Genomic DNA, 10,513 nt, shown 5'->3' on the forward strand with positions numbered 1-10,513 from the left:
GTCGCACGGCGGCTGGCGCCGCCGGTCTCCGGTGGGCGCGGGGCGGGAGGCGCCGGCGCCCGGCGGGCCCGGGGGGTGGGGGCGGCCCGCGTGGCCTGTCGGCGCCCGGTCTCCGGTGGGCCCGGGGGGCCGGAGCTCAGCGCCGGCCCTCGCGCAGCCAGGCGCCGAGGATCAGCGCCGCCGCCAGCACCAGCACCAGCCAGGCCGGCAGCACCGGCACCTGGGTGACGTTCAGGGTCTCGTAGGCCTCGCGCGGGGCGATGCCGATCCAGCCGCGGCCGGCCGCCGGACGGCCGAGCGACACCTCGCGGATCGTCGGCACGCCGTCCTCGAGCCGCGCCACGCCGCCGCGCATCGTGTCGATCACCGGCTTCAGCGCGGCGCCCGAGGCGATGGTGCGCTCGAATTCCCGCGGCGCTGCGGGGCCGAGGCCCACCACCGCCTCCTGGTCGCCCTCGGCGAGCCGGTAGAGGCCGATCTCGGGGCCGGTATAGAGCGCCTCGAAGCGGCCAGGCGCGACCTCCTCGAGGGTCACCTCCTCGGTCCCGCCATCGGGCCGGGTGACGGTGACCGCGCCGACCTGGTCCGCGAGCGTGCGGCGGATGATCCGCATGGTCTGGCCGCCGGGTTCGGCCAGCAGCGTCTCCTCCTCGAGCTCGGGCTCCTTCATCATCCAGTGCGCCAGCCGCCGCAGCAGATCGAGCTGCGGGCCGCCGCCCTCGAAGCCGCGCGACCAGAGCCAGGCCTGGTCCGAGGCCAGCAGCGACACCCGGCCCTCGCCGACCCGGTCGAGGATCAGCAGCGGCCGGCCGTCGAGGCCCGACATCACCACCTCGGCGCCGCCCGACGGATCGAGATCGACCTGGCGCAGCCAGCGCCCCCAGCTGTCGGGATCGCCGAGCCCGGCGGTCACCGGGTGGCGCTGCCCGAGCTCGGTGATCTCGGGACGGTAGCCCTGCTCGATCACCCGCGCGGTGGGGGCGGCGGGCAGGATCTCGCCCAGCGGCGAGCGCGACAGCGAATCCGCCGAGGCGAAGTCCGGCCCGGCCGAGATCAGCACCGCGCCGCCGGCCTCGACATATTGCCGGACATTGTCGAGATAGATCGCCGGCAGGATGCCGCGGCGCTTGTAGCGGTCGAAGATGATCAGGTCGAAATCCTCGATCTTCTCGAGGAACAGCTCGCGCGTCGGGAAGGCGATCAGCGACAGTTCGTTGACCGGCACGCCGTCCTGCTTCTCCGGCGGGCGCAGGATGGTGAAATGCACGAGATCGACCGAGCTGTCGGATTTCAGCAGGTTGCGCCAGGTGCGGCCGCCGGCATGCGGCTCGCCCGAGACCAGGAGCACCCGCAGGCGGTCGCGCACGCCGTTGATCTGCACCAGCGCGGTATTGTTGCGCTCGGTCAGCTCGCCCTCGGCCTCGGGGACGGTGAACTGGATCACGTTGAGGCCGCCATGCGGCAGGGTGATCGGCAGATCGAAGCTCTGGCCGACGGGTATCTCGAAATCCTGCGGCGCGCCGCCATCGACCGAGATCGAGAGCGGCGTGGTGGCCTGCCCGGGGGCCGCGCCGTCATCCTCGACCCGCACGGTGAGCGTCACCGGCTCGTCGAGGATGGCGAAGGCGGGGGCGTTCTCGACCACCAGCCGGCGGTCCCAATCGTCCTCCTGGCCGGTCAGCAGCAGGTGCATCGGCGCCGGCAGGTCGGGGGCCCGGTCGAGGTCGTGCAGCCGTCCGTCGGAGAGCAGCAGGATGCCGGCGATGCGGGCCCGCGGCTCCTCGGCCAGCGCCTCGGAGACGGCGCTCATCAGGAGGGTGCCGGCATCCTCCTCGCCGTCACTGACCTCGATGCGGCGCAGTTCGGTGTCCGGGCGGGCGGCCAGCGCCGCCTCGAGCTCGGTGGCCGCCGCTTCGGTGATCCCGGCGCGGTCGGCGAGGGTCTGCGAGGCCGAGCGGTCGACCACCATGAGCACGATGTCGGTGAGCGGCGCGCGGTCCTCGCGCTGCCAGGACGGCTGGGTCAGCGCCGCCACCAGCACCAGCCCGGCCAGCGCCCGGAGCGCCCAGCCGGCGAGCCCGCGCCACAGCGCCAGGGCCGCGCCGAGCGCCGCGAACCCGGCCAGCGCGGCGATCGCCGCCCAGGGCAGCAGCGGGTCGAAGACGATCGCGCCGGTCATTGGCCCAGCCTGTCGAGCAGCGCCGGCACGTGGACCTGGTCGGATTTGTAGTTCCCGGTCAGCACATGCATCACCAGGTTGACCCCGAAGCGGTAGGCGATCTCGCGCTGGCGCTCGCCGGCGAAGCCGCGCCCCAGGGCCGAGGTCGGCTGGCCGTATTCGTTCACCGCCCAGGCCGCGGCCCAGTCATTGCCGCCGATCACCACAGGGGTGACGTTGTCGTTGAGGTTGCGGAACGGCATGCCCTCGGCGCGCTCGGCATCGGGCGGCGCCGCCTCGACCCAGACGTCGCGGCCACTGTGCCGGCCGGGGAAGTCCTGCAGCAGGTAGAAGGTGCGGGTCAGAACGTGGTCCTCGGGCACCGGCTCGAGCGGCGGGATGTCGAGCGGCGCGGCCAGTTCCTGCAGCTTGCGGCCGTTCGGCGAGGCGGCGCCGAAGCCCGCGATGTCGGCGTCGCGGGTGTCGAAGACGATCATCCCGCCGGAGCGCAGATAGGTGTTGAGCTTGGCATAGGCGGCATCCGAGGGTACCGGCTGATCGGCGGTGACCGGCCAGTAGAGCATCGGGAAGAAGGCCAGGTCGTCGCTTTCCAGATCGACCCCCATCGGCGCGCCGGGCTCCACCGAGGTGCGGTAGAGCAGCACCTGCGCCAGCCCGCGCATGCCCGCCGCGGCGAGGTCGTCCACCGCGTCATTGCCGGTCAGGACGTGGGCCAGGGTCAGCTCCGAGGTGGCGGCGAGCGCGAAGCGGTCATCCGGCGCCGGCGCGTCGGCGCCCGGATCGGCGCCCGGATCGGCGGTCTGCGCCGGGGCCGGCTGCGGCAGCGCCAGCCCGGCCGCCAGCAGGAGCGCCGCCATCGGCGCGGCGCGGGCGCCGCGCAGCCGGCCGCTGAGGGCCAGCGCCGCCAGCACGTCGGCAAAGAGCATCAGCGTGGCCAGCGCCAGCAGCCAGCCGGCCAGCGGCTGCGCCTCGGGCCCCTCCAGCCCCTCCACGGCGACGCCCTCGGGCCAGGCGGCGGCGGCGAGGGTGCGGTCGGGGGCGATGACGTTGCGGGCCAGGCTGCGATCCTCGCCGCGGTAGAGGCCGGGCCGCAGGTCCGGGCCGAGCGGCGCCGAGGCCAGCGCCGCGCCGTCGACCCCGGGCAATGTGCCGGCATCGCGCAGCGTGCCGAAGGCGTCGAGCACCGCATCGGGCTGCCAGGTGGTGCCGGCCAGGTCCTCGGCTTCGGGCTGGGCCGGCATGGCCGAGATCGCCAGCCGCTCCAGCATCTCCACGAACAGGCCCGAGAGCGGCAGCGACGACCATTCGGCATTGGCGCTGACATGGAACAGCACGACCTGACCGCGGCCGATGCGCTTGCGGGTCACCAGCGGCGTGCCGTCGGAAAGATGCGCGATCACCCGGGCGGCCAGCGACGGGTCGGGCTGCGCCATGACCTGCGCCGAGACCGAGACGTCGTCGGGAATCTCGAGCCCGAAGAAGGGCGAGTCGGCGTCGAACGGGGCGAGGGTCTTGGGCTCGCCCCAGCTCATCGCGCCGCCCACGGTGCGGCCGCCGGCGCGCAGCCGCACCGGCATCAGCGGATCCTCCTCGGCGCGGCTGACCTCGCTCGCGGCGAGCCGCGGCCCGGCGAAGCGCAGCAGCGTGCCGCCCTCCTCGATCCAGTCGAGAACCGACTCCGCGTCGCCGCCCAGCGTCGCCACATCGGCCAGCGCGATGACGTCGGGATTGGCCGGCAGCACGTCGCTCAGCGCGCCGTTCAGGAGCTCGGCGGTGGGGTTCAGGGCCTTTTCCAGGTAATGCAGCGGCGACAGCAGCTCGAGCCCCTCGCGGTTCTCGGTGCCGGCGATCAGCGCGACCTCGCGGCGGCGCAGGGAATCGTCGCTGAGGATCACCGCGCCGGCGCTTTCGCCCCCGGCGATCTCGAAGCGCTCGATGCGGGCGCGCAGCTCGGTGGGCAGGTCGAGCACCGCCTCGGCGCCGGCCTCCCCGGCGGCAAAGACCACCGGGATCTCGGCCAGCGCGGCGGGGTTGCCGGCCGGGTCGGTGCCGGCCACGCGCAGCATCACCTCGCGCTCCGGGCCGGGGCGCAGGCGCTGCGCGGCCAGCGTCATCTCGCCGTCCTCGAAGACCGGCGGCGCGAGCGCGAAGAGCGGCTCGGGGCTCTCGAACACGGTCACGGTGCCGCGCGCCCGCAGCGCGCCGAGCAGCGCGGCGCGGCCGTCGCGGGCAATGCCGTCCGACAGCCAGTAGGTGTCGAAGCCGCCCTCGGGCAGCATCTCGGCGGCGCGCGCCATCTGGTCGTCGCCGGGCTCCCACGGGTTGGGGGCGATCCCGGCCAGCCGGCCGGACAGCACCGTGGCGGACTGGAAGACCGGCGCCTCGGGCTGGCTGAGGCGCAACAGCGCCACCGGACGGTCCTGGCGCCCGGCCCGGGCGAGCAGGGCCTCGAGCGCGGCCTGCCGGGCCGGCCAGTCGGCGGCGCTGGCCCAGCTGGCATCGCTGACCACCAGCAGCGGCCCGGACCCGGCCGCGGCGGCATCCTCCTCGGGGTTCAGCACCGGGCCGGCGAGGCCCAGGATCACCGCCGCCACCGCCAGCATGCGCAACAGCAGCAGCCACCACGGCGTGCGGTCGCTGACCTGCTCCTCATCCTTCAGGCCAAGCAGCAGCACCACGCCGGGAAACAGCCGCCGCACCGGCGCCGGCGGCACCGCGCGCAGCAGCAGCCAGAGCAGCGGCAGCGCCAGGAGCCCCAGCAGCAGCCAGGGCGCGGTGAAGCCGATGCCGCCCAGAACCGTCATCGCCGGCTCCCGTCCATGGCCCGCCAGATCCACAGCAACGCCGCCTGGGCGCTGTCGCCGGTATGGTGGCATTCATACTGCCAGCCGGTCAGCCGGCAGAGATGCTCGAGCCGGTCCTTGCGCGCCGCCAGCCGGTCGCGGTAGCGGCCGCGCAGTTCGCCGGCCTTCAGCGTCTCGTGCGCCAGCGTGCCGCCCACCGACTGGAAGATGGTCCGGCCCTCGAAGGGAAAGGCCTCCTCGGCGGGGTCGAGGATCTGGCACAGGACGCCGCGCACGCCGCGGTCGGCGGCCTTGGTCAGCGCCGCCTCGACCGGGGCGATGTCGCCCAGGAAATCCGACACGAAGAGCGCCCGCGCATGGGGCAGCATGCCGCGTGCCTCGGGGGCGCTGTAATCCTCCTCGGCGGGTTCGGCGAAGGCCTCGGCGAGGCGCAGGATCTGCGCCCGGCCGCTGCGCGGCGGCAGGCTCCAGCCGGTCAGCCCGACGCGTTCGCCGCCGCGGATCAGCAGGATGGCGGCGGCCAGCGCCAGGAGCCGCGCCCGGTCGGCCTTCTGCGGCAGGTCGCGGTGCGAGGCGAAGCGCATGGAGGCGGCGCGGTCGACCCAGACCAGCACGCTCTGCGCGATCTGCCATTCGCGGTCGCGGACATATTGCGCGTCGCCGCGCGCCGAGCGGCGCCAGTCGATGGCGCGATAGCTGTCGCCCGGCTGCAGCGGGCGGTACTGCCAGAAATCGTCCCCGAGCCCGGCGCGCCGTCGCCCGTGCTCGCCTAGGAGCACCGTCCCGGCGAGATGGTCGGCCCGGGCGAGAAGGGCGGGGAGAGTGCTGGCTTCCTCCTCGGCATGCTGGCGCAGGACCGGGGCTTGGGTCACGCAGCCGCCTCGGTGCGCGACAGCCCGTCCGCCACCTCGTCGATCAGGACGCCCAGATCCTCGCCGCGGGCGCGGGCCGAGAAGGTCAGCGCCATGCGGTGCACGAGCACCGGGCGGGCCATGTCGAGCACGTCCTCCGGCGAGGGGGCGAGCCGGCCCTGCAGCAACGCCCGGGCGCGCACCGTGAGCATCAGCGCCTGCGCCGCGCGCGGGCCCGGCCCCCAGGCCACCACGTCGCGCACCCGGTCCGGAGCCGAGGGGTCGGAGGGCCGGAAGGCGCGCACCAGGTCGAGGATCATCTCGACCACGCTGTCGCCCACCGGCATGCGCCGCAGCAGGTGCTGCGCGGCGATCAGCGACGGGCCGTCGAAGACCTGGTGGGCCTGCGCGTCCTCGATGCCGGTGGTGGCCAGCAGGATGTCGCGCTCGGTGCCGCGGTCGGGATAGGCGACGTCGATCTGCACCAGGAAGCGGTCGAGCTGGGCCTCGGGCAGCGGGTAGGTGCCCTCCTGCTCGATCGGGTTCTGGGTGGCGAGAACGTGGAACGGCGCGTCCAGCATGCGGGTCTCGCCGGCCACCGTGACGCGCTTTTCCTGCATCGCCTGCAGCAGCGCCGACTGGGTCCGCGGCGAGGCGCGGTTGATCTCGTCGGCCATCAGGAGCTGGCAGAAGATCGGCCCCTCGATGAACTTGAAGGCGCGGCTGCCGTCGGCGCCGGTCTCCAGCACCTCGGAGCCCAGGATGTCGGCGGGCATCAGGTCGGGGGTGAACTGCACCCGGTTGCCGTCGAGCCCCATCACCGTCGACAGGGTCTCCACCAGCCGGGTCTTGCCGAGCCCCGGCAGGCCGATGAGCAAGCCGTGGCCGCCGCAGAGCAGCGCCGCCAGCGTCAGGTCCACCACCCGCTCCTGGCCGATGAACCGGCGCGTGATCGCCCGTTTCGCCTCGGCGAGCTTTGCCTCCAGCGCCTCGATCTCGGCGACCAGGTCCTCGGTCTCGGCCATGACAACGTTCTCCGCGGCGATTAGATGATAATGTCAGGCAAGGTATCGTGAGGCTGACAGATGGCAAAAGCAATGGGCACACAAAATTCCGTGACGCCCTCCGCCGAGGGGATCGCCGAGGCCGCCCGGGCCGCCAAGGGACGCGGCCTGCCGCCGATCCACAAGTGGAACCCGCCGTTCTGCGGCGATCTCGACATGCGCATCGCCCGGGACGGCACCTGGTTCTACCTCGGCACCCCGATCGGACGGTTCGAGATGGTCAGGCTGTTCTCCTCGATCCTGAAGCGCGAGGACGGCAAGTACTTCCTCGTCACCCCGGTCGAGAAGGTCGGCATCACCGTCGACGACGCGCCCTTCGTGGCCACCGATTTCGCCGTCGCGGGGGCGGGGCGGGAGCAGGTCCTGACCTTCACCACCCATGTCGGCGACCGCGCCGTGGCCGGGCCGGACCACCCGATCCGGGTCGAGCGCGATGCCGAGACCGGCGAGCCCGCGCCCTACATCCTCGTGCGGGACGAACTCGAGGCGCTGATCGACCGCAAGAGCTTCTACCGGCTGGCGGAAATCGGCGCCCATGCCGAGCACGCGGGCGCAAGCTGGTTCGGGGTCTGGTCCGACGGCGTGTTCTTCCCGATGATCCCGTCGGCGGAGCTGCCGGACTAGGCGCGCCGCAGCCTAGTCGCCGAGCTTGGCATGGACCTCGTCGAGGTCGATCTCGCCCACCGGCAGGCGGTTGGCGGGGTTCTCGAAATCGTAGCGGAAGAGCTCGAAGTCGCGTTTGTAGATCTCGTAGACGAGGTGCATCGAGAGGTCGTCGAAATAGGCCTCGACCGGGTGGGCGCGCTTCGGGCCGTGGCCCTCGCTCTCGTTGAAGCGCGGCATGGCGCCGAGATCCACCGGATGCGGCGTGCGCGCGGCGTCGAGCACGGCCTGCATGCCCTCGTCGAAGCGCTCGGTCCAGAAGATGCGGTCGTAGCGGCCGCCATTGACGATGAAGGTCGAGACATGGCCCGACATCGCCGACCAATGGATGTCGGGCTCCATCGGGCGGCGCCAGCGGATGGTGTCGCGCACGAAGAGCAGGAAGCGGCGGAACGAGCGGATCTGGTCGAACGCGTCGCTTCCGTCGGGGCCGCCGACCTCGATGCCGTATTTCTGTACCAGGAGCGGCACCAGGTTGCCGCGGTAGCGCCGGCCGTTGCGCTGGATGCCGCAGATCTTGTCGAAGAACGAGGACAGGATGCGCGCATAGGGGTTGCGCACGCAGGTGAAGGCCGGCGCCGCGCGCGCCTTCACGTTGGCGCGGATCAGCGTCTGGCTGTCCGGGCGGCCCCATTTGTGCAGCCCCTCCTCGGCGTCGTGGATGTCGCCGTCGTAAAACCGGCCGTGATCGGAGCGGTACATGATCTGGCCGATCGTCGAGCAGGCGCATTTCGGCACCACCCGGTAGATCAGGCTGCCGCTCTCGGTCATCCAGGTGCCGGGAAATCCCATCCGCCTGCGCCCCCGTGCCGGCGCCGTCTGCGGGCGCCTGTCCTGCCTCACCCGGCCCGCGCGTCCGGAAATTCTCACGGCGCCTATTCATTCACCGCGGCTTTGCCCTTATCAACTGGAAAAACCCGGTAATTACAGGGCAGGCCGGCCGGACCATGGCAAGAATCGCCTTCCTCCTTCTGTGCCACAAGGATCCGGAGGCGGTGATCCGTCAGGCCCAGAGCCTGACCGCGGTCGGCGATTACGCCGTCATCCACTACGACCGCCGCGCGCCGGCGGCGGAGTTCCGGCGCCTCGAGGCGGCGCTGGGCGGCGATCCCAACATTGCGCTGCTGCGCCGCCGCGTGGCCTGCGGCTGGGGCGCGTGGTCGCTGGTCGAGGCCACCCTGCGGCTTGCCCGGACCGGGCTCGCGGCGTTCCCGCGGGCCAGCCATTTCTACCTGCTCTCGGGCGATTGCATGACCATCAAGTCGGCGGAATACGCCCATGCCTTCCTCGACCGGCGCGCGTGCGACTACATCGAGAGCGTCGATTACTTCACCTCAGGCTGGATCAAGACCGGTTGGCGCGACGAGCGCCTGATCTACCGCCACGTCTTCAACGAGCGCCGGCACCGGCGGCTGTTCTACGCCGCCTACGAGGTCCAGAAACGGCTCGGCCTGAGGCGCCGGGTGCCGGACGGTCTGGAGATGATGATCGGCAGCCAGTGGTGGTGCCTGCGCCGCGCCACGCTAACGCGCATCCTCGACTTCGCCGCCGCCCGCCGCGACGTGCTGCGCTTCTTCCGCACCACCTGGATCCCCGACGAGACCTTCTTCCAGACGCTGGTGCGCCATCTCGTCCCCGCGGCCGAGATCGAGAGCCGCACGCCGACCTTCCTGCTCTTCACCGATTACGGCATGCCGGTGAATTTCCACAACGACCATTACGACTTCCTGGTGGCGCAGGATTACCTCTTCGCACGCAAGATCAGCCCCGAGGCCCAGGAACTGAAGCGCCGGCTGGGCGTGCTCTACGCCGCCGAGGGCACCCGGTTCGAGGTCTCCGGCGGCGGCCCGGCGCTGCATGCCTTCCTGACCGGGCAGGGGCGCCGCGGCCGCCGCCACGCGCCGCGCTTCTGGGAGACCGAGAGCAGCCTCGGCCGCGACCGCGACCTGCTGATCCTGGTCTGCAAGAAATGGCATGTCGGAAAGCGCCTGGTCGGGCTGATCCGCGACCGGACCGGGCTGCCCTGCTACGACTACCTGTTCGACGAGGAGGCCACGCCGCTGCCCGATCTGGGCGGGCTGCAGACCAGCCTCGAGAAGCGCCACCGCCACCGCAGGGCGCTGCTGCGCATGCTCTACGACGCGGCCGGCAGCACCCGGCTGGTGATCTGCATCGATCCCGGCAGCTTCGCGCTGCTGGAGGATTTCGCCCGCGGCCGCGCCGAGACCCGCATCCTCGAGATCGACTGCGCCTACGACGACGGCTTCCTGCGCGGCCATGCCGAGCGCACCGGCCTGATCGGCGCGCGCAGCCCGGCGGCCACCGTGGCGGAGCTGCTGCCAGCGCTGCGCCGCGAGTTCCTGCACCAGACCGACCGCATCCGGAGCGCCGGCTTCGCGCATCTGTGGCGGCTGCGCCAGGGCGCGCCGGTGCATGCCAATGCCGAGGCGCTGGCGGGCTTCCTGGGGCTCGGCTACGACTGCGCGCGGAAGATCGCCGAGAGGCCGAACCTGTTCAACGACTGAGGAAGACCGATGAGCCAGAGCTACGACGCCGACAACATCTTCGCCAAGATCCTGCGCGGCGAGATCCCCAACGACACGGTGCTCGAGACCGAGCACAGCCTCGCCTTCCGCGACATCCGTCCGCAGGCGCCGGTGCACGTGCTGGTGATCCCGAAGGGCGCCTACGCCACCTACGACCAGTTCGCCCGCGAGGCCTCGGAGGCCGAGATCGTCGATTTCACCCGCGCCGTGGCCCAGGTCTGCGAGATGGAAGGGGTGGGGCCGGAGGGCTTCCGGCTGATCTCCAATGCCGGGCGCAACGGGGTGCAGGAAGTGCCGCACCTGCACGTCCACATCCTCGGCGGCCGCCCGCTCGGCCGGATGCTGGCCCCGGCCTGAGGCGCAGCCGGGCGGCGGCCAGGTTCACGCCGCCCCGGCGCGCCGCGGC

The 10,513-nt window shown here is 72.3% G+C and carries 8 protein-coding genes; 3 read left to right on the forward strand and 5 right to left on the reverse strand.

Going from position 1 to position 10,513, the window contains the following annotated elements; all coding sequences use genetic code 11:
- Window positions 1–136: 136 nt before the first annotated feature.
- Genes ACXYMW_RS16010 through ACXYMW_RS16025 form a run of 4 tightly spaced genes read right to left on the reverse strand, consistent with a single transcriptional unit; the run spans window position 137 to window position 6,859 of the window.
- The gene (locus ACXYMW_RS16010; RefSeq protein WP_459036332.1) at window positions 137–2,179 is read right to left on the reverse strand and encodes a hypothetical protein; all 2,043 of its coding nucleotides are present in this window, start codon (window positions 2,177–2,179) and stop codon (window positions 137–139) included.
- Window positions 2,176–4,983, reverse strand: a complete 2,808-nt coding sequence (locus ACXYMW_RS16015) for a DUF4159 domain-containing protein (protein ID WP_459036333.1) — start codon at window positions 4,981–4,983, stop codon at window positions 2,176–2,178. The genes ACXYMW_RS16010 and ACXYMW_RS16015 overlap by 4 nt, the downstream gene beginning before the upstream one ends.
- The gene (locus tag ACXYMW_RS16020; RefSeq protein ID WP_459036334.1) at window positions 4,980–5,855 is read right to left on the reverse strand and encodes a DUF58 domain-containing protein; all 876 of its coding nucleotides are present in this window, start codon (window positions 5,853–5,855) and stop codon (window positions 4,980–4,982) included. Before ACXYMW_RS16020 ends, ACXYMW_RS16015 begins: the two co-directional genes overlap by 4 nt.
- Entirely contained in the window at window positions 5,852–6,859 is a 1,008-nt protein-coding gene (locus ACXYMW_RS16025; protein ID WP_459036335.1) for an AAA family ATPase, read from the reverse strand. Before ACXYMW_RS16025 ends, ACXYMW_RS16020 begins: the two co-directional genes overlap by 4 nt.
- A gap of 72 nt (window positions 6,860–6,931) precedes the next feature.
- Here ACXYMW_RS16025 and ACXYMW_RS16030 point away from each other — a divergent pair, with 72 nt between their 5' ends.
- Window positions 6,932–7,522, forward strand: coding sequence for a DUF1285 domain-containing protein (locus ACXYMW_RS16030; RefSeq protein ID WP_459036341.1), 591 nt, complete (start codon window positions 6,932–6,934; stop codon window positions 7,520–7,522).
- Window positions 7,523–7,534: 12 nt separating this feature from the next.
- On the opposite strand, the gene ACXYMW_RS16035 is transcribed toward ACXYMW_RS16030, so the two are convergent.
- Window positions 7,535–8,353, reverse strand: coding sequence for a sulfotransferase family protein (locus ACXYMW_RS16035; RefSeq protein WP_459036336.1), 819 nt, complete (start codon window positions 8,351–8,353; stop codon window positions 7,535–7,537).
- A gap of 155 nt (window positions 8,354–8,508) precedes the next feature.
- Here ACXYMW_RS16035 and ACXYMW_RS16040 point away from each other — a divergent pair, with 155 nt between their 5' ends.
- Together ACXYMW_RS16040 and ACXYMW_RS16045 are read left to right on the forward strand one after the other, a co-directional pair.
- Entirely contained in the window at window positions 8,509–10,086 is a 1,578-nt protein-coding gene (locus tag ACXYMW_RS16040) for a DUF5928 domain-containing protein (protein WP_459036337.1), read from the forward strand.
- A gap of 9 nt (window positions 10,087–10,095) precedes the next feature.
- The gene (locus tag ACXYMW_RS16045; protein WP_459036338.1) at window positions 10,096–10,464 is read left to right on the forward strand and encodes a histidine triad nucleotide-binding protein; all 369 of its coding nucleotides are present in this window, start codon (window positions 10,096–10,098) and stop codon (window positions 10,462–10,464) included.
- Window positions 10,465–10,513 lie beyond the last annotated feature (49 nt).

It is taken from the genome of Roseivivax sp. CAU 1761, assembly GCF_054482755.1.

Bases quoted from the DNA above. Each gene is read 5' to 3' on its own strand.
- ACXYMW_RS16030 (WP_459036341.1), top strand. From the start codon at position 6,932: ATGGGCACACAAAATTCCGTGACGCCCTCCGCCGAGGGGATCGCCGAG.
- ACXYMW_RS16035 (WP_459036336.1), bottom strand. From the start codon at position 8,353: ATGGGATTTCCCGGCACCTGGATGACCGAGAGCGGCAGCCTGATCTAC.
- ACXYMW_RS16025 (WP_459036335.1), bottom strand. From the start codon at position 6,859: ATGGCCGAGACCGAGGACCTGGTCGCCGAGATCGAGGCGCTGGAGGCA.
- ACXYMW_RS16040 (WP_459036337.1), top strand. From the start codon at position 8,509: ATGGCAAGAATCGCCTTCCTCCTTCTGTGCCACAAGGATCCGGAGGCG.
- ACXYMW_RS16010 (WP_459036332.1), bottom strand. From the start codon at position 2,179: ATGACCGGCGCGATCGTCTTCGACCCGCTGCTGCCCTGGGCGGCGATC.
- ACXYMW_RS16045 (WP_459036338.1), top strand. From the start codon at position 10,096: ATGAGCCAGAGCTACGACGCCGACAACATCTTCGCCAAGATCCTGCGC.
- ACXYMW_RS16015 (WP_459036333.1), bottom strand. From the start codon at position 4,983: ATGACGGTTCTGGGCGGCATCGGCTTCACCGCGCCCTGGCTGCTGCTG.